The 17,420-nt window shown below is 61.9% G+C and carries 16 protein-coding genes; 8 read left to right on the forward strand and 8 right to left on the reverse strand.

Features of this window, described 5'->3' with window-relative positions; all coding sequences use genetic code 11:
* Positions 1-218: 218 nt before the first annotated feature.
* The 6 genes from HX812_RS00355 to bioB all read right to left on the reverse strand — a co-directional run bounded on the left by HX812_RS00355 (position 219) and on the right by bioB (position 5,053).
* A complete protein-coding gene (locus HX812_RS00355) occupies positions 219-500 on the reverse strand; it encodes a hypothetical protein (protein ID WP_016977847.1) in 282 nt (93 codons plus the stop codon).
* A gap of 106 nt (positions 501-606) precedes the next feature.
* Positions 607-1,287, reverse strand: coding sequence for a dethiobiotin synthase (bioD, locus tag HX812_RS00360; RefSeq protein WP_038843064.1), 681 nt, complete (start codon positions 1,285-1,287; stop codon positions 607-609).
* Positions 1,284-2,096, reverse strand: a complete 813-nt coding sequence (gene bioC, locus HX812_RS00365) for a malonyl-ACP O-methyltransferase BioC (RefSeq protein WP_038843067.1) — start codon at positions 2,094-2,096, stop codon at positions 1,284-1,286. The genes bioD and bioC overlap by 4 nt, the downstream gene beginning before the upstream one ends.
* Positions 2,089-2,820: an alpha/beta fold hydrolase gene (locus HX812_RS00370; RefSeq protein WP_038843070.1), complete on the reverse strand. Its 732-nt coding sequence runs from the start codon at positions 2,818-2,820 to the stop codon at positions 2,089-2,091. Before HX812_RS00370 ends, bioC begins: the two co-directional genes overlap by 8 nt.
* Complete coding sequence (bioF, locus tag HX812_RS00375; RefSeq protein ID WP_038843072.1) at positions 2,813-3,994, reverse strand: 8-amino-7-oxononanoate synthase; 1,182 nt, start codon at positions 3,992-3,994, stop codon at positions 2,813-2,815. The genes HX812_RS00370 and bioF overlap by 8 nt, the downstream gene beginning before the upstream one ends.
* A gap of 3 nt (positions 3,995-3,997) precedes the next feature.
* Entirely contained in the window at positions 3,998-5,053 is a 1,056-nt protein-coding gene (gene bioB / locus HX812_RS00380; RefSeq protein ID WP_016977842.1) for a biotin synthase BioB, read from the reverse strand.
* A 92-nt stretch (positions 5,054-5,145) separates the two neighbouring features.
* On the opposite strand from bioB, the gene HX812_RS00385 reads away from it, so the two are divergent.
* The 5 genes from HX812_RS00385 to rarD all read left to right on the forward strand — a co-directional run bounded on the left by HX812_RS00385 (position 5,146) and on the right by rarD (position 10,766).
* Positions 5,146-5,883: a ComF family protein gene (locus HX812_RS00385; RefSeq protein WP_038843076.1), complete on the forward strand. Its 738-nt coding sequence runs from the start codon at positions 5,146-5,148 to the stop codon at positions 5,881-5,883.
* Positions 5,884-5,941: 58 nt separating this feature from the next.
* Positions 5,942-6,706 carry a TOBE domain-containing protein gene (locus HX812_RS00390; RefSeq protein WP_038843079.1) on the forward strand — a complete coding sequence of 255 codons (765 nt, stop codon included), beginning with the start codon at positions 5,942-5,944 and terminating at the stop codon, positions 6,704-6,706.
* Positions 6,707-6,784: 78 nt separating this feature from the next.
* Positions 6,785-8,683 (forward strand): PhoX family phosphatase, encoded by a 1,899-nt coding sequence (locus tag HX812_RS00395; protein ID WP_038843081.1) that lies wholly within the window; start codon positions 6,785-6,787, stop codon positions 8,681-8,683.
* A gap of 168 nt (positions 8,684-8,851) precedes the next feature.
* Positions 8,852-9,826, forward strand: coding sequence for a serine/threonine protein kinase (locus HX812_RS00400; RefSeq protein ID WP_016977838.1), 975 nt, complete (start codon positions 8,852-8,854; stop codon positions 9,824-9,826).
* Positions 9,827-9,881: 55 nt separating this feature from the next.
* A complete protein-coding gene (gene rarD / locus HX812_RS00405; protein ID WP_033898075.1) occupies positions 9,882-10,766 on the forward strand; it encodes an EamA family transporter RarD in 885 nt (294 codons plus the stop codon).
* A gap of 237 nt (positions 10,767-11,003) precedes the next feature.
* Here rarD and HX812_RS00410 read toward each other — a convergent pair whose 3' ends face one another.
* Positions 11,004-11,516 carry a glycine cleavage system protein R gene (locus HX812_RS00410; protein ID WP_038843084.1) on the reverse strand — a complete coding sequence of 171 codons (513 nt, stop codon included), beginning with the start codon at positions 11,514-11,516 and terminating at the stop codon, positions 11,004-11,006.
* Between the two features lie 266 nt (positions 11,517-11,782).
* On the opposite strand from HX812_RS00410, the gene HX812_RS00415 reads away from it, so the two are divergent.
* Positions 11,783-13,960, forward strand: coding sequence for a malate synthase G (locus tag HX812_RS00415; protein ID WP_038843089.1), 2,178 nt, complete (start codon positions 11,783-11,785; stop codon positions 13,958-13,960).
* A gap of 50 nt (positions 13,961-14,010) precedes the next feature.
* Here the strand turns inward: HX812_RS00415 and HX812_RS00420 are convergent, their stop codons facing one another.
* Positions 14,011-14,457, reverse strand: a complete 447-nt coding sequence (locus HX812_RS00420; protein WP_025857000.1) for a response regulator — start codon at positions 14,455-14,457, stop codon at positions 14,011-14,013.
* 246 nt (positions 14,458-14,703) lie between these two features.
* Here HX812_RS00420 and HX812_RS00425 point away from each other — a divergent pair, with 246 nt between their 5' ends.
* Together HX812_RS00425 and HX812_RS00430 are read left to right on the forward strand one after the other, a co-directional pair.
* On the forward strand, positions 14,704-16,626 hold the full coding sequence (locus HX812_RS00425; protein ID WP_038843118.1) for a putative nucleotidyltransferase substrate binding domain-containing protein: 1,923 nt from the start codon (positions 14,704-14,706) through the stop codon (positions 16,624-16,626).
* Positions 16,623-17,330 carry a PolC-type DNA polymerase III gene (locus tag HX812_RS00430; RefSeq protein ID WP_038843092.1) on the forward strand — a complete coding sequence of 236 codons (708 nt, stop codon included), beginning with the start codon at positions 16,623-16,625 and terminating at the stop codon, positions 17,328-17,330. Before HX812_RS00425 ends, HX812_RS00430 begins: the two co-directional genes overlap by 4 nt.
* Positions 17,331-17,420: the final 90 nt, after the last annotated feature.

The following is a 17,420-nucleotide window of genomic DNA, read 5'->3' on the forward strand; positions in this document are numbered from 1 at the left end:
CAACCGCGTGGAATTGTTGTGGCGGTCAAACAGGTGTTTGAAACATACGTTTACCACCTGGGGATGTCAAGCGTCGTCCGGATGCCGTTTGTCATGACGTGAATCAAAGGCGCGCACGGCGACGCCTGCGGCGGGTTGCCACAAGGAGTTCAGAAGGGAATCAAGAATTGTGCAAGCACAACCGACCTCTGTAAGAGGCCGGTGGGAGTCAGAGGGGATTAAGCGTAGGTGTCGATCAGGGTGCCGAGCATTTCATCCGAAGCCTTGGCCACTTTGGCGCCGAGCTCCACTTGGAATTTGCCTTGGGCCATTTCGACCATGTTGCTGGCCGAGTTGGACGGCTGGGCACGGTCGTTGGCTTGCAGGCGGTCGCTTTGCGCATCCGAGGGCTGGGTCGTCGCGGCGCTGGCGATTTTTCCGGCGGCCTGGTCGACACGGTTCTGCCCGGTCTGAATGCTGCTCAGGCCCGAATAAAACGCGCTGCTTCCGGAGATTTCCATGGCGTAAGCCTGCCTTTAGAGAATCGTGAACCGTGATTGAAGCAGAGTTGCCCGCAAAACGCCCGTCAAAAACACTAATGGCATAATGCCTTAGCGATAGCCAAAATCAGTCAAGCAAGTCCAGCTGCAAGTATTCTGCCACCGCTTCAGCCCCCGCCTGCTTGAGTTTCGGCACACGGCCCAGACAGGGCGCAGGCAGCCGTTCGGCCAGGGTGGCGAGGTTCTCTTCCAGACGGGAGGTCTTGGGGTCGATGATATTCGCCACCCACCCGGCCAGCTGCAAACCGTCGCGGGCGATGGCTTCGGCGGTGAGCAAGGCATGGCTGATGCAACCCAGGCGCACGCCTACCACCAGGATCACCGGCAGCTTGAGCGCCATGGCCAAATCCGACAGGTTCGCCTGATCGGCCAGAGGCACCCGCCAACCGCCTGCGCCTTCGATCAAGGTGAAATCCGCTTCGCGCGCCAGAATCTGCTGCATGGGCTTGAGCAACGATTGCACGGTCAGAGAGACGCCCGCCTCCCGCGCCGCCAGATGCGGCGCGATGGCCGGTTCGAACGCCACCGGGTTGACCTCGGCATACGTCAGGGGCAACGAACATTCGGCCAGCAACGCCAGTGCATCAGCGTTGCGCAAGCCTTTGGGCGTGACCTGGCAACCGGAAGCCACGGGCTTGCCAGCGGCAGTGCTTCTGCCGGCTTGTCGCGCCGCGTGCAGCAGGCCAGCAGCGATGGTGGTCTTGCCAACATCGGTGTCGGTGCCAGTGATGAAGTAGGCGGCGTTCATAGAGGTTTCTCCAGTACGGCATACACCACTTGGTAAGTCGCCGGCAGGCCCTGGGCCTGGCGGAACCGCTCATACGCCTGCACCAGTGCAACAATCCGCGCGCGCCCCGTCAACCCTCCCGGCCGGCCGGGGTTGAGGTTGTGCGCACCCAGGGCCTTCAATTCATGGGTGAGGCTGCGCACGTCCGGGTAATGCAACACGTGGGCGCGGCGCTCCAGGCTCACTACCCGCAAGCCGCTGGCTGCGCACAGATGCTGATAAGCCTCGAACGTACGAAAGCGGTTGACGTGAACCAGGCCATCCGCCGCGCGCCAGCTTTCGCGCAGCTCTTCCAGGGTGCCCACACACAGGCTGGCAAAAGCGAACGTGCCACCCGGTTGCAGCACGCGGTAGGCCTCGCTGAGCACCGCCTCAAAGTTGGCGCACCACTGCACCGCGAGGGAGGAGAAGATCAGCGCCACGCTGTCAGCTTTAAGCGGCAAGCGCTCGGCATCGCCTGCGACGAAGTGCTGCGCCCCCCCCAGCGGACGCGCGTGATTGAGCATGCCTTCGGCGATGTCCAGTGCAATGCCTTGGCTGGCGGGCAAACGTTCGGCCAGCACGCGGCTGAAATAACCGGTGCCGCAGCCCATGTCCAGCCAGCGTTGCGGCGCAATGTCAGCCGGCAAGCGTGCCAGCAATTGGCTGCCCACTGCGCGCTGTAACTCGGCAACGCTGTCGTAACTGGCGGCTGCACGGGAAAACGACGCCGCCACCTGGCGTTTGTCGGGCAAGGCACCCGGCAGCGGGGCGTGGGATAAATCAGTCATCGACGCACTCATGCAAAAAAGCCTGGATGGCCCCCGCAACACCGTGGGGGTCTTCCAGAAGAAACGCGTGGCCGGCCTGTTCAATCAGGCCGACTTCAACATCGGGCAGCAGTGCCAGCAGGTCGCTGGCGGCTTCGGCGGGGACCAACCCGTCCAGCCCGGCGAACAGGTGCAACTGCGGACCCCGATACGCCAGCAAGGCTTCGCGGGTGTCGAGTTGGGCGAGCAGTTCGAGGCCGGGCATCAGCACACTGGAAGGCGTATTCGGCGCGCCACTGACCAGCAAGCGCGATAACCCACGCGGGTCTTCGGCGCCTTTGGCACACAGCAAACCGAAACGCTTGAGGGTCACTTGGGAGTCGGCGTGGCAACCGGCGAGAAACGCATCGAACGTCTCGGCGGGCATCGCGCTGGGCCAACCTTCATGGGCGACAAAACACGGGTTGCTCGCCAGCGTCAGCAAGCCGCAGCAACGTTCGCCACGCCGCGCCGCCAGCTCCGAAGCGAGCATGCCACCCAGCGACCAACCGCCCAGCCAGGCGTTGTCCGGCAGCGTGGCGTCGAGTTCGTCGAGCCATTCATTCAGGTCGCTGGAATCCAGTGCGGGCAACGGCTCGATCTGCACCTGCAGGTGTTCGTCCAGGCCTTGCAATGCAGCGGCCAACGGTTCCAGCGGCGATACACCGAGGCCCCAACCCGGCAGCAATATCAGTCGATCACGCATGGTCGGGCTCCGTGGCGCCTAACAAGCGGAAACATTCTTCCAATGCGTTTAACAATAGCTGCACCTGCGCCTCGGTGTGGGCCGCCGTCAAGGTCACGCGCAAACGCGCACTGCCAGCCGGCACGGTGGGTGGGCGAATCGCGGTAACCATCAGGCCGCGCTCGCGCAGCATCTGCGACAGGCGCATGGCCTTGGCGCTGTCGCCGATCAGGATCGGCTGGATCGGCGTGAAGCTGTCCATCAGGTCCAGCCCAAGCTGCTCGGCGCCGTGACGGAACTGGCGGATCAGGCCGTTGAGGTGCTCGCGTCGCCAATGTTCGGTGCGCAAAAGCTCCAGGCTTTTCAAGGTGGCGCAGGCCAGTGCCGGCGGTTGGCTGGTGGTGTAGATATACGGGCGCGCAAACTGGATCAGGCTTTCGATCAGTTCTTCACTGCCCGCCACAAAAGCGCCGGCCGTGCCGAACGCCTTGCCAAGGGTGCCAACCAGGACCGGTACGTCCTCCTGGCTCAGGCCGAAGTGCTCGACGATACCGCCGCCGTTGGCACCCAATGGGCCGAGACCATGGGCATCATCCACCATCAGCCAGGCGCCCTTGGCCTTGGTTTCACGGGCCAGGGCGGGCAGGTCGGCCAGGTCGCCGTCCATGCTGAACACGCCATCGGTGACCACCAGGGTATTGCCGGTGGCTTTCTCCAGGCGCTTGGCGAGGCTTGCAGCGTCGTTATGCAGGTAGCGATTGAAACGCGCCCCCGACAGCAGGCCCGCATCCAGCAACGAGGCATGGTTGAGCCGGTCTTCCAGCACCGTATCGCCCTGCCCCACCAACGCCGTGACCGCACCGAGATTGGCCATGTAGCCGGTGGTAAACAGCAGCGCACGCGGGCGGCCGGTGAGGTCGGCCAGCGCTTCTTCCAGCTCATGGTGCGGCGTCGCATGCCCGACCACCAAGTGCGAAGCACCGCCGCCCACGCCCCAGCGGGACGCACCGGCGCGCCAGGCTTCAATCACTTGCGGGTGATTGGCCAGGCCCAGGTAATCGTTATTGCAGAACGCCAGCAGCGGCTTGCCGTCCACCACCACTTCCGGGCCTTGGGGGCTGTCGAGCAGCGGGCGCTGGCGATAAAGGTGTTCGGCACGGCGGGCAGCGAGGCGCGCGGCGAGATCGAAAGACATCCCTCACACCACAGCGTTATAGAACTGCTCGCTGCTCTTCTGCTCCACCAACGCCTGCTCGATCGCCGCCTGATGCACTTCATCCGCGTGTTCTTCACGGGCTTCCGGGAGGATGCCCAGGCGCGAGAACAGTTGCATGTCCTTGTCAGCCTGCGGGTTGGCGGTGGTCAGCAATTTGTCGCCGTAGAAAATCGAGTTGGCGCCGGCGAAGAACGCCAGGGCCTGCATCTGCTCGTTCATTGCCTCACGACCGGCCGACAGGCGTACATGGGACTGCGGCATCAGGATGCGCGCCACGGCGAGCATGCGGATGAAGTCGAATGGGTCGATGTCTTCGGCGTTTTCCAGCGGCGTACCGGCCACTTTCACCAACATGTTGATCGGCACCGACTCCGGATGCTCCGGCAGGTTGGCCAGTTGGATCAGCAAATTGGCGCGGTCGTCGAGGGACTCGCCCATGCCGAGGATGCCACCGGAGCAGATCTTCATCCCCGAATCCCGCACGTACGCCAGGGTTTGCAGGCGCTCGCTGTAGGTACGGGTGGTGATGATGCTGCCGTAGAACTCGGGCGATGTATCCAGGTTGTGGTTGTAATAGTCCAGGCCGGCCTGGGCCAGGGCTTCGGTCTGGTCCTGATCGAGGCGACCAAGGGTCATGCAGGTTTCCAGGCCCATGGCCTTCACGCCTTTGACCATCTGCAGCACGTAGGGCATGTCTTTGGCCGACGGGTGCTTCCAGGCGGCGCCCATGCAGAAGCGGGTCGAGCCGATGGCTTTGGCGCGGGCAGCCTCTTCGAGGACCTTCTGCACTTCCATCAGCTTCTCTTTTTCCAGGCCAGTGTTGTAGTGGCCCGACTGCGGACAATATTTGCAATCTTCCGGGCAGGCGCCGGTCTTGATCGACAGCAGCGTCGAAACCTGCACACGGTTGGCGTCGAAATGCGCGCGGTGCACGGTCTGCGCCTGGAACAGCAGGTCATTGAACGGCTGTACGAACAGGGCCTTGACTTCGGCGAGGGACCAATCGTGACGCAAAGTGGCGGTGGTGCTGGCGCTCATGGGCGATTCCTTGATTATGTTTTGGCAAGCGCTGCGGGAAGGGCAATACCCACAGGCACGACACGGATGCTCGGCATATTTAAGGAAGATTCATGCACTGTCAACCAGGACACAAACACCAGGTTTACATCTGGTCAAAAAACACACAAACCTGTTTAATCTGCGATGAGGCGACGGAATCGGCCGACTCTGTGTGCAACGTCTGCGAAACCGAGCTGCCGTGGCTGATAGAACACTGCAACCTGTGCGCCCTGCCCTTGCCGATGGAGGGCTTGATCTGCGGCCAATGCCAGAAACATCCGCTGGCCTTTAAACAGGTGATCGCGCCCTGGACCTACAGCTTTCCGGTCGACAGCCTGATCAGCCGCTTCAAGCACCAAGCGCGCTGGCCCCTGGGGCAGATGCTGGCGCGGCTGTTGACCCAGCACCTGCAACATCGCTTCGACAACACCGGACTCACACGTCCCGACTGCCTGCTGCCGGTACCCATGGCCCGCAAGCGCCTGCGTGAACGCGGCTATAACCAGGCCTTGATGCTGGCGCGCTGGCTCAGCAGCGACTTGAACATCCCCTACGATGAACACCTGTTGTTACGCCCCCATGAAACCGTCGCCCAACAAGCCCTCGATGCCAAGACCCGCCAACGCAACCTGCTCGGCGCTTTCGCCCTGGCGCCCGACGCACGGGTGCAAGGCCGTCACTTCGCGCTGGTGGACGACGTACTCACCACCGGCGCCACCGCCCACAGCCTGGCGCGGTTGTTGATGAATGCCGGCGCACGACAAGTCGATGTGTACTGCGTGGCCCGCACGCCCAAACCGGGCAGTTGACTTGACTCCGGTCACCCTTGCCCGCAACGTTCGGCTTATCCCATCGAAGCGTATCCCCATGTCTCTGCCAACGTCCCTCAGCCAACACATCATCCGCCGTCCCCAGCGCATTGCCTTACTGGCGCATATCGCTGAGCAGGGCTCCATCACCCGCGCGGCAAAGAGCGCGGGCTTGAGCTACAAAGCGGCGTGGGATGCCATCGACGAGCTGAACAACTTGGCGCAAAAACCACTGGTGGAACGTAGCGTCGGCGGCAAGGGCGGCGGCGGCGCCAGGTTGACGGTCGAAGGTGAGCGTGTGTTGCGCCTTTACCAGCGCCTGCAAGTGGTGCAGGCCGAAGTGTTGGGCTCGGACGAAGCCGCCAGCGATTTCAATCTACTGGGCCGCTTGATGCTGCGCACCAGCGCACGTAACCAACTGCATGGTCAGGTCGTCGCCATCGAGCAGCATGGCCGCAATGATCTGATCCGCCTGCAACTGGCCGGCGGGCTGACCCTGGCTGCGCAGATCACCCACGACAGCACCCAGCGACTGGAGCTGGAAACCGGCGTGGAAGTGGTCGCATTGATCAAGGCCGGCTGGCTGGAGTTGCTGGCACCCGAGGCCTTCGCAACAACTGGACACAATTGCATGAGCGGCATCGTCGACGCCATTCTCGATGCCGAAGACGGGCCCAGCGAAGTGCGCGTCACCCTGCCCAACGGCCAGGTTTTGTGCGCCTTGGCGCAGCCCGCCACGCTCAAGACGCTGCGCGTGACCGAAGGCAAAGCGATCCAGGTTCAATTTGCGCCGAGCAATGTGCTGCTCGGCACGCCGGTGTAAGCGGCCCGCTATTAAAACTGCAACAATTTCGTCACGCCCGCTCCTTATGGTGTCTGCAAAAACCGCAGGGAGCCTGAGATGAGCCTATTAGAAGAAAACCAAGCCACCGACCTTGAGCAGATGGTCGGCCTCACCCGCCGCCGTTTCATCGGCGCCGGTGCCCTGTGTGGCGCCGCGATGTTCCTGGGTGGCAACCTGCTGACCCGCAGCGCCCTCGCCGTCAACGCCGCCAGCGCCAGCCCGTTGCTGGGGTTCACCAGCATCGCCGCCGCCACCAGCGACGCCATCACCTTGCCGCCGGGCTACAGCGCGTCGGTGCTGATCAGCTGGGGCCAGCCACTGAGCAAGAGCGCGCCGGCCTTCGACCCGTCCGGCAACGGCACGGCCAAAGCCCAGGAACAGCAGTTCGGCGACAACAACGACGGCATGAGCCTGTTTGCCTTCCCCGGTGACGACAACCGCGCGCTGATGGCGATCAACAACGAATACACCAACTACCGCTACCTCTTCGCCCACGGCGGCGCGCCGCAATCCGCCGAAGACGTGCACAAGGCCCAGGCCAGCGAAGGCGTGTCGGTCATCGAAGTGCGGCGCAAGGGCGACACCTGGCAGTTCGTGCAGGACTCGCGTTACAACCGCCGCATCCACGGCAACTCGCCGATCCGCCTCAGCGGCCCCGCCGCCGGCCACGACTGGCTGAAAACCAGCGCCGACAAATCCGGCAAAAAAGCCCTGGGCACCTTCCAGAACTGCGCCAACGGCAAGACGCCATGGGGCACTTATCTGACGTGTGAAGAGAACTTCACCGACTGCTTCGGCAGCAGCAACCCACAACAAACCTTCGACGCCGGGCAGAAACGCTATGGCGTGGTTGCCGCCAGCAAGGACATCAACTGGCACCAGCACGACCCGCGTTTCGATATGGCCAAGAACCCCAACGAACTCAACCGCCACGGTTGGGTGGTGGAGATCGACCCGTTCGACCCGCAATCCACCCCGGCCAAGCGCACCGCCCTGGGCCGCTTCAAGCATGAAAACGCCGCCCTGGCGGAAACCCGCGACGGCCGCGCCGTGGTGTACATGGGCGACGATGAGCGCGGCGAGTTCATCTACAAGTTCGTCAGCCGCGACAAGATCAACCACAAGAACCCCAAGGCCAACAAAGACCTGCTCGACCACGGCACCTTGTATGTGGCGATTTTCGACGCAGGCGACGGCAACGCCGACCACCCCAAGGGCAAGGGCCAATGGGTCGAGCTGACCCACGGCAAAAACGGCATCGACGCCAGCACCGGCTTCGCCAGCCAGGCCGAAGTGCTGATCCACGCGCGCCTAGCCGCCAGTGTGGTGAAAGCCACGCGCATGGACCGCCCGGAATGGATCGTGGTCAGCCCCACCGACGGCCAGGTCTATTGCACCCTGACCAACAACGCCAAGCGCGGTGAAGAGGGCCAGCCGGTGGGCGGCCCCAACCCGCGTGAGAAAAACGTCTACGGCCAGATCCTGCGCTGGAAGGCCGACGCCGATAACCACGGTGCCTCGGAATTCACCTGGGACCTGTTCGTGGTGGCCGGCAACCCTGGCGTGCACGCCGGTACGCCGAAGGGTGGCTCGTCGAACATCAACCCGCAGAACATGTTCAACAGCCCGGACGGGTTGGGCTTCGACAAGGCTGGACGCCTGTGGATTCTTACGGATGGGGACTACAGCAACGCGGGAGATTTCGCGGGAATGGGTAATAACCAGATGCTCTGCGCCGACCCTTCCACCGGGGAAATCCGCCGCTTCATGGTCGGACCGGTGGCCTGTGAAGTGACGGGCATCAGCTTCTCGCCGGATCAGAAGACGCTGTTTGTGGGGATCCAGCACCCAGGCGAAACCGGTGGTTCGACCTGGCCGGAGCATCTGCCGAATGGCAAGCCGCGCTCGTCGGTGATGGCGATTCGGCGGGATGACGGTGGGATAGTCGGCGCCTGATAAGCCCTCTTCGCGAGCAAGCCCGCTCCCACACTTGACCGAGTTCCAGCATGAGAATGCGGTCGAATGTGGGAGCGGGCTTGCTCGCGAAGGCGTCCGCACAGTCACCACCTATCACTGTTACCATACCCGGCCGGACGCGGCGCCCTGCTGCGCGCAGGAGTTCGCATGGCCCACCCGTTTGAAACACTCACGCCCGACTTGGTGCTCGACGCTGTCGAAAGCATCGGTTTTCTCAGCGATGCTCGCGTTCTGGCGCTCAACAGCTACGAAAACCGCGTCTATCAAGTGGGCATCGAAGACTCGGAACCGCTGATCGCCAAGTTCTATCGGCCGCAGCGTTGGACCAACGAGGCAATCCTCGAAGAACACCGCTTCACTTTCGAACTGGCCGAATGCGAAGTGCCGGTGGTCGCGCCACTGATCCACAACGGCGAAAGCCTGTTCGAACACGCCGGTTTCCGCTTTACCCTGTTCCCCCGCCGTGGCGGCCGTGCGCCGGAGCCGGGTAATCTCGATCAGCTGTATCGCCTTGGGCAATTGCTCGGACGTTTGCATGCGGTGGGCTCCACCCGCCCGTTCGAACACCGCGAAGCCTTGGGCGTGAAGAACTTTGGTCACGACTCACTCACCACCTTGCTTGAAGGCAATTTCATTCCCAAGAGCCTGCTGCCGGCCTACGAGTCCGTGGCCCGCGACCTGCTCAAGCGCGTGGAAGAGGTGTACAAAGCCACACCGCACAAGAACATCCGCATGCACGGCGATTGCCACCCCGGCAACATGATGTGCCGTGACGAGATGTTCCATATCGTCGACCTGGACGACTGCCGCATGGGCCCGGCGGTACAGGACCTGTGGATGATGCTCGCCGGAGATCGTCAGGAATGTCTGGGACAGTTGTCGGAACTGATGGACGGCTACCAGGAATTCCATGACTTCGACCCGCGTGAACTGGCGCTGATCGAACCGCTGCGTGCATTGCGCCTGATGCACTACAGCGCCTGGCTGGCACGGCGTTGGGACGACCCAGCGTTCCCCCACAGCTTCCCGTGGTTTGGCAGCGAGCGTTATTGGGGCGATCAGGTGTTGGCATTGCGCGAACAACTGGCCGCCTTGAATGAAGAACCGTTGAAGCTGTTTTGACGGACAAATATCCTTACAATCGCGCTTTGTTAGCTGCCTAAGCAAGGATTCTGCAATGCAAGCCGCCAACCCCCGCAAGGGGTATATCCTGGGCCTGAGCGCCTACGTCATCTGGGGTCTGTTCCCGCTCTACTTCAAAGCCATCGCCAGCGTGCCCGCCGCCGAGATCATCGTGCACCGCGTGTTGTGGTCGGCGCTGTTCGGCGGTTTGCTGTTGATGGTGTGGAAGCATCCCGGCTGGTTCCGCGAGTTGCGCGATAACCCCAAGCGCCTGGCGATCCTGGCCCTCAGTGGTTCGCTGATCGCGGGTAACTGGCTGACGTATGTGTGGTCGGTGAACACCGGGCGCATGCTGGAAGCGAGCCTGGGTTACTACATCAACCCATTGGTGAACGTAGTGTTGGGCATGCTGATCCTGGGTGAACGCCTGCGCCGCTTGCAGTGGGTCGCCGTCGGGCTGGCAGCCGTGGGTGTGGCGCAACAGGTCTGGCAGGTCGGCAGCTTGCCATGGGTGTCGCTGGTGCTGGCGTTGACCTTCGGTTTCTACGGGCTGATTCGCAAGCAGGCGCCGGTCAAGGCGCTGCCGGGGCTGGTGGTGGAAACCTGGATGCTGGTGCCGATTGCAGTTGCCTGGCTGCTGTTCAACCCAACCGCCCATAGCGCGCAAATGGCGTTCTGGAGTACGTCCGAAGCCTGGTGGCTGGTGGCGGCCGGCCCGGTAACGCTGATCCCGCTGGTGTGTTTCAACGCCGCCGCACGGCATTTGCCCTACACCGCGTTGGGCTTTTTGCAGTACGTCGCGCCGACCCTGGTATTGCTCGAAGCCGTGCTGCTGTTCGGCGAACACCTGGCACCGAGCACGCTGACCGCGTTCGCCTTCATCTGGGCGGGGCTGGTGGTGTATAGCGTGGATATCTGGCTCAGCGTGCGCAAACGTTGATCAAATAACGTACAAACCTCTGCAGGCTACAGGGCGCGTGGCTTGCAGACATCCACCCCAAGGTTATCCACAACCTGGTCCCCGCCATTTGTGCACAAGCTTTTGAAATTGCTCGTTTTTTGCTCAAACAGCGAAGAACCCCGGCCGGCGTGGGCTGGCGAGGGGTCTCTACAGGTTATCCACAGGCCCATGCAAGATTTCCATGCATAACCCTGTGGGCAGATTATTCCTCGTCATTTATTCCTCGTGGTGCAGTTCCACCATCAAGTCATCGGCCAGGGTTTCCAGGGACAGCTGCAAGGTGTCCAGGGATAACGCGGTCGGCACCTGCAACATCGCCTCGGCGGTAAACAACGGATCGCCGCTCATGGGGGCCGGGCGCACATCGGTGCTCAGGCTCTCCAGGTTCACGCCCTGCTGGCTCAGCAGCGCGGTGATCTCGCGTACAATGCCCGCACGGTCATTGCCCACCAGCGTCATCATGATCGATTTGGACGCCGACGCTTGCCCACTACTGCCCTCGCCCACCAGCACGCGAATGCCATGGGTGGATAAATCCTCCAACGCCCCGACCAACGCCTGACGGTGCTCTGTAGGCACGCTGACCCGCAGGATCCCGGCAAACTGCCCGGCCATGTGCGCCATGCGGCTTTCCAGCCAGTTGCCACCGTGGGCGGCGATATTCTGCGCGATGCGCTCGACCAGGCCGGGTTTGTCGGCAGCGATAATTGTGAGTACAAGATGGTCCATGGCAACGCCCTCTGGAATTCAATCTACAAGGTGGACCCGAAGGCCCTCGATAACAAATCGTGTACCATTTTTATATTTATCTGGAACAATCCAATAGTTTTTTGAGAACATCCGGTTCTCCGCTGTGACCGTACGACCAAAGTGGGTCGCTAAACGACGTATTTAGTCTAATTTTCACAACCGCAAGTCATCATGTAGTATGCGCAACCTGGCACTACATAATGAAAATCTAAAAAGCGCTTAAGCTGTGCAGAGTGAGGCAAGCAATGACTGAACACGTTCAAGTCGGTGGCCTGCAGGTCGCCAAAGTCCTGTTCGACTTCGTGAACAACGAAGCCATTCCCGGCACCGGCATTACTGCCGACCAGTTCTGGGCCGGTGCCGACAAGGTCATCCATGACCTGGCCCCGAAGAACAAAGCCCTACTCGCCAAACGCGACGATTTCCAAGCGCGGATCGATACCTGGCACCAGACTCATGCCGGCCAGGCGCACGACCCGGTGGCCTACAAAGCCTTCCTGCAAGACATTGGATACCTGCTGCCAGAAGCCGCGGACTTCCAGGCCACGACCCAAAACGTCGATGACGAGATCGCCCGCATGGCCGGCCCGCAGCTGGTAGTGCCGGTGATGAACGCCCGCTTCGCCCTCAACGCCTCGAATGCGCGCTGGGGCTCGCTGTACGACGCGCTGTATGGCACCGACGCCATCAGCGAAGCCGACGGCGCCGAAAAGGGCCAGGGCTACAACAAAGTGCGTGGCGACAAGGTCATCGCCTTCGCCCGCGCCTTCCTCGATGGGGCCGCACCGCTCAGCGCCGGCAGCCACGTCGATTCCACCGGCTACAAGATTGTCGACGGCACGCTGATCGTCAGCCTCAAGGGCGGCAGCAACAGCGGCCTGCGCGACGACGCACAGTTGATCGGTTTCCAGGGCCCTGCGGCCGAGCCGATTGCGATCCTGCTGAAACACAACGGCCTGCACTTCGAAATCCAGATCGACGCCAGCACCCCGGTCGGGCAGACCGATGCCGCCGGCGTCAAAGACGTGCTGATGGAAGCCGCGCTGACCACCATCATGGACTGCGAAGACTCCGTCGCCGCCGTCGATGCCGACGACAAAGTGGTGATCTACCGCAACTGGCTCGGCCTGATGAAGGGCGACCTGGCCGAAGAAGTGGCCAAGGGCGGCAAGACCTTTACTCGCACCATGAACGCCGACCGCGTTTATACCGGCGTGGATGGCCAGGACGTAACGCTGCACGGTCGCTCGCTGTTGTTCGTGCGCAACGTGGGTCACCTGATGACCATCGATGCGATCCTCGACAAAGACGGCAACGAAGTGCCGGAAGGCATCCTCGACGGCCTGGTCACCAGCCTCGCCGCGACCCACAGCCTCAACGGCAACAACAGCCGCAAGAACAGCCGCACTGGCTCCGTGTACATCGTTAAGCCGAAGATGCACGGCCCGGAAGAAGCCGCGTTCACCAACGAGCTGTTCGGCCGCATCGAAGACGTGCTGAAGCTGCCGCGCAACACGCTGAAAGTCGGGATCATGGACGAGGAGCGCCGTACCACGGTCAACCTCAAGGCCTGCATCAAGGCCGCCAGCGAGCGCGTGGTGTTTATCAACACCGGTTTCCTCGACCGTACCGGCGACGAGATCCACACCTCCATGGAAGCCGGCGCGATGGTGCGCAAGGCGGCAATGAAGGCGGAAAAATGGATCGGCGCCTACGAAAACTGGAACGTCGATATCGGCCTGAGCACCGGTCTGCAAGGTCGCGCGCAGATCGGTAAAGGCATGTGGGCCATGCCCGACCTGATGGCGGCGATGCTCGAACAGAAAATCGCCCACCCACTGGCCGGCGCCAACACCGCCTGGGTGCCGTCGCCGACAGCGGCTGCGCTGCACGCGTTGCACTACCACAAGGTCGATGTGTTCGCCCGCCAGGCCGAGTTGGCCAAGCGCGAGCGTGCGTCGGTGGACGACATCCTGACCATTCCGCTGGCCAGCAACACCGATTGGTCCGACGAAGAAATCCGCAACGAACTGGACAACAACGCCCAAGGCATCCTGGGTTATGTGGTCCGTTGGATCGACCAAGGCGTCGGTTGCTCGAAAGTGCCGGACATCAACGATGTAGGCCTGATGGAAGACCGCGCCACCCTGCGCATCTCCAGCCAGCACATCGCCAACTGGCTGCGCCACGGCATCGTCAACGAAGCTCAGGTGATGGAAAGCCTCAAGCGCATGGCGCCGGTGGTGGACCGTCAGAATGCTGGGGATACGTTGTACCGCCCACTGGCACCGGATTTCGACAGCAACATCGCGTTCCAGGCAGCGGTGGAGTTGGTGATTGAAGGGACCAAACAGCCTAATGGGTATACCGAGCCGGTATTGCACCGTCGGCGTCGGGAGTTCAAGGCCAAGAACGGCTTGTAAATGAAAAAGCCCTGATCACACGATCAGGGCTTTTTTTATCCGGCTGGGTTTTACTGCGCCATCCCCAACTCTCGCTTCACCATCTTTGCCAACTTCACGCTATCGATCGGCTTGAGCAAAAAATCCACTACGCTCAAGTGCATCGCATCGATCACATCCGGCGCTTCGGCATCCCCCGACATGATGATGATCGGCAGCGCCGCACGGGTGGACTCACGCACTTGTCGGATAAGTTCCAGGCCGTTGCTGGGTGCCATGCGCAGGTCAGTGATCAGCAAACCGATGGAGCTGCTCGACTTCAACAAATCCCACGCCGCCTCACCACTGTCGGCGGTCATGCAGCGAATACCGTCCAGCCCCAGGATTTCCGCCAGCAGTTCGCGTGCGTCCTTGTCGTCGTCGACGATCAACACGCGTTGTGGCGGTAAATCAGGCTCCAGCATCACGGCGCTCAGCGCCTCGCGCTCGGCATCACTCAAAATATCGTGGTCGGACATACGGTTCTCAGCAGTTCTCATCAATCTCCCAGCACACTCGTCAGACATCTGCGGAAGGGCGATCAATGTGCACTTCGTCGGAAAGTTTGCCTAGTGGGCGTTCTACGGGTTTTGGACGATAGTCATGTAAGGTTTTTCCCTAGGTGTGTGCCGTTTGTATCGACCTAGACTTACGTCCAATGGGCACCCGCTGCGCAGGAGTCGACCATGAGGGACGATAACGACAAAAAAACTGCGGTCATTGTTATGAGTAAAGCTGATGCCTTCGCCCAGGCGGGGAAAACTGCTGTGTTGCAAAATATCCACGGCACCCTGCAATTCCTGCAACGCTTCCCGCCGTTCAACCAGATGGAAAACGCCCACTTGGCGTTTTTGGTGGAACAGTGCCAGTTACGCTTCTATGGCCCCGGCGACAGCATCCTCAAACCGTCGGGCGGGCCGGTGGAGCACTTTTATATCGTCAAGCAGGGCCGGGTGGTCGGTGAGCGGCCAGACAGCGCCGAAACCACGTTTGAAATCACCACTGGCGAATGCTTCCCCCTCGCCGCACTGTTGGGCGAACGCGCGACGCGCACCGAGCACAAGGCCGCCGAAGACACCTTCTGCCTGCAACTGAACAAACCGGCGTTCATCAAGCTGTTTGCACTCTCCAGCCCGTTTCGCGATTTTGCCCTGCGCGGCGTCAGCAGCCTGTTGGATCAGGTGAATCAGCAGGTGCAGCAAAAAGCCGTGGAAACCCTCGGCACTCAATATTCCCTGAACACGCGGCTCGGTGAATTGGCCATGCGCCACCCCGTCACGTGCAGCCCCGCCACGCCGCTGCGCGAAGCCGTCACGCTGATGCATGAGCAACAGGTCGGCAGCATCGTGATCGTGGATGAACACAAGGCGCCCCTGGGGATTTTCACCCTGCGCGACCTGCGCCAGGTGGTGGCCGATGGCACCAGCGATTTCAGCCAGGCCATCGAAGGGCATATGACCCAGGCACCGTTCTTCCTGACGCCGGACCACAGCGCCTTCGACGCCGCGATCGCCATGACCGAGCGGCATATCGCCCACGTCTGCCTGGTCAAGGACCAGCGCCTGTGCGGCGTGGTGTCCGAGCGCGATCTGTTTTCCCTGCAACGGGTGGACCTGGTGCACCTGGCGCGCACCATCCGCAATGCGCCGAAGGTGGACAATCTGGTGGCGATTCGCGGCGAGATCGGCCAGTTGGTCGAACGCATGCTGGCCCATGGTGCCTCGTCCACCCAGATCACCCACATCATTACGCTGCTCAACGATCACACCGTGTGCCGGGTGATCGAGCTGACCCTGGCCGAAAAAGGCGACCCCGGCGTGCCCTTCAGTTGGTTGTGCTTTGGCAGCGAAGGCCGCCGCGAGCAGACGCTGTACACCGACCAGGACAACGGCATCCTGTTTGATGCCAAGGACGCGGCCGAAGCCGCGGCGATCCGAGGCCGGTTGTTGCCGCTGGCGCAGCAGATCAACCAGAGCCTGGCGCTGTGTGGGTTCAGCCTGTGCAAAGGCAACATCATGGCCGGCAACCCGGAGCTGTGCCTGTCACGGGCGGAATGGGCGCGACGGTTTGCAGCGTTTATCCGCGAAGCCACGCCGGAGAATCTGCTGGGTTCCAGCATCTATTTCGATCTGCGTGTGGTGTGGGGCGATGAACGCGGCTGCGAGCAATTGCGCCAAGGTATTCTCGACCAGGTGGCGGACAACCGGTTGTTTCAACGCATGTTGGCCGAAAACGCGTTGCGCCAGCGGCCGCCCGTAGGACGTTTCCGCGAATTTGTACTCACGCGTAAAGGCGGCGAAAAAGCCACGCTCGACCTCAAGGTGCAGGGCCTGACCCCTTTTGTCGACGGCGCGCGCCTGTTGGCCCTGGCCAATGGCATCCACGCCAACAACACCCTGGAGCGCCTGCGCCAGTTAGTGGTCAAGGAGGTGATCGAGCCCCTGGACGGCGCGGCGTATGAAGAGGCCTACCACTTTATCCAGCAGACCCGCATGCAGCAGCACCAACTGCAAACCCGCGAGAATCAGCCGTATTCCAACCGTGTCGACCCGGACAGCCTCAACCATCTGGACCGGCGCATCCTGCGTGAATCCCTGCGCCAGGCCCAGCGCCTGCAAAGCAGCCTGACATTGCGGTATCAGCTGTGAGCTTGTTCAACTGGCTGCGTAAGAAAACGCCGGGGCTCGACAGCGCGCAACAGCAGCGCCTGGCGCAACTGCGCAAACCCACACCGCTGGGCGACGTCACCCTGCGCAACCAGCGCTGGGTGGTGGTGGACCTGGAAACCAGCGGCCTCAACCTCAACCGTGACCAGGTGCTGTCGATTGGCGCGGTGGTGATCGAAGATGGCGCGGTGGATTTCTCGCAACTGTTCGAACGCACGCTGCAACGGACCGAAACCAAACTCAGCCCCAGCGTGTTGATCCACGGCCTCGGCCCCAGTGCGATTGCCGCTGGCAGCGATCCGGTCGATGCGTTGTTGGACTTCATGGACTTTGTGGGCGACAGCCCATTGCTGGCCTTCCATGCGCCGTTCGATCAACACATGCTGTGCCGGGCGCTCAAGGACAGCCTGGGTTATCGCCTGGCCCATCCGTTTCTCGATGTTGCAGACATCGCCCCGCTGCTGTGCCCGGATGCGCATATTCGCGAGGCCGGGTTGGACGACTGGATCAACCACTTCCACCTGCATGTGGGCGAGCGCCACCACGCCAGCGCCGATGCCCTGGCCACGGCGGAGCTGATGCTGATCCTGTTCAGCCGCGCGCGCCAGCAACACATCGACACGACACAGGCGTTGCAAGAGCGTTTGAGCCAATGGAAACGGCGTCAGCACGCGCCATCGTTTTAATGTCATCTCCCGACAGACGCCAATTGCGCCCACTCCACGGCTCTGACACAATCGCGAATAATTCTCGTTAGTTTAAACATCGCGTTTACC

Source organism: Pseudomonas sp. IPO3749 (assembly GCF_013386605.1).
Classification (GTDB): domain Bacteria; phylum Pseudomonadota; class Gammaproteobacteria; order Pseudomonadales; family Pseudomonadaceae; genus Aquipseudomonas; species Aquipseudomonas azotoformans_A.

Coding starts and splice junctions, on each gene's coding strand:
- HX812_RS00355 (WP_016977847.1), bottom strand. CDS start 500: ATGGAAATCTCCGGAAGCAGCGCGTTTTATTCGGGCCTGAGCAGCATT.
- bioD (WP_038843064.1), bottom strand. CDS start 1,287: ATGAACGCCGCCTACTTCATCACTGGCACCGACACCGATGTTGGCAAG.
- bioC (WP_038843067.1), bottom strand. CDS start 2,096: ATGACTGATTTATCCCACGCCCCGCTGCCGGGTGCCTTGCCCGACAAA.
- HX812_RS00370 (WP_038843070.1), bottom strand. CDS start 2,820: ATGCGTGATCGACTGATATTGCTGCCGGGTTGGGGCCTCGGTGTATCG.
- bioF (WP_038843072.1), bottom strand. CDS start 3,994: ATGTCTTTCGATCTCGCCGCGCGCCTCGCTGCCCGCCGTGCCGAACAC.
- bioB (WP_016977842.1), bottom strand. CDS start 5,053: ATGAGCGCCAGCACCACCGCCACTTTGCGTCACGATTGGTCCCTCGCC.
- HX812_RS00385 (WP_038843076.1), top strand. CDS start 5,146: ATGCACTGTCAACCAGGACACAAACACCAGGTTTACATCTGGTCAAAA.
- HX812_RS00390 (WP_038843079.1), top strand. CDS start 5,942: ATGTCTCTGCCAACGTCCCTCAGCCAACACATCATCCGCCGTCCCCAG.
- HX812_RS00395 (WP_038843081.1), top strand. CDS start 6,785: ATGAGCCTATTAGAAGAAAACCAAGCCACCGACCTTGAGCAGATGGTC.
- HX812_RS00400 (WP_016977838.1), top strand. CDS start 8,852: ATGGCCCACCCGTTTGAAACACTCACGCCCGACTTGGTGCTCGACGCT.
- rarD (WP_033898075.1), top strand. CDS start 9,882: ATGCAAGCCGCCAACCCCCGCAAGGGGTATATCCTGGGCCTGAGCGCC.
- HX812_RS00410 (WP_038843084.1), bottom strand. CDS start 11,516: ATGGACCATCTTGTACTCACAATTATCGCTGCCGACAAACCCGGCCTG.
- HX812_RS00415 (WP_038843089.1), top strand. CDS start 11,783: ATGACTGAACACGTTCAAGTCGGTGGCCTGCAGGTCGCCAAAGTCCTG.
- HX812_RS00420 (WP_025857000.1), bottom strand. CDS start 14,457: ATGTCCGACCACGATATTTTGAGTGATGCCGAGCGCGAGGCGCTGAGC.
- HX812_RS00425 (WP_038843118.1), top strand. CDS start 14,704: ATGAGTAAAGCTGATGCCTTCGCCCAGGCGGGGAAAACTGCTGTGTTG.